The organism is Burkholderia sp. JPY481 (assembly GCF_038900515.1).
Lineage (GTDB): Bacteria > Pseudomonadota > Gammaproteobacteria > Burkholderiales > Burkholderiaceae > Paraburkholderia > Paraburkholderia youngii.
Genome location: NZ_JAYMRT010000184.1, coordinates 1 through 267 on the forward strand (window position 1 = coordinate 1; position 267 = coordinate 267).

General features: G+C 55.1%; 1 pseudogene. It reads left to right on the forward strand.

The window, feature by feature from the left end:
- Nucleotides 1-155: 155 nt before the first annotated feature.
- A pseudogene (locus tag VSR82_RS40245) lies at nt 156-267 on the forward strand (IS110 family transposase); the annotation flags it as partial.

A 267-nucleotide genomic window follows, 5' to 3' on the forward strand; every position in this document is an offset into this window, starting at 1 on the left:
ATGCCGGGCTATGCGACCGGCGGCTTCTTTTTGCCATCTTTGGGTTCCTTTTGCTGGTCCCTATGACCAGCTCAGGCCCCGACCGTTCCACTTACCGACCTTGTCCGAAATTCCGGCGCCACCTCTCTCTGCCGGGATTCCTTGGGAGATCTGCCATGCAAAACGTCACATTGGTCGGTATTGATCTGGGTAAGCACGCTTTTCACCTTCATGGTCAGGATACGGCGGGTAAAGCGGTGTTTCGCAGAAAGTTATCGCGCAAGCAAC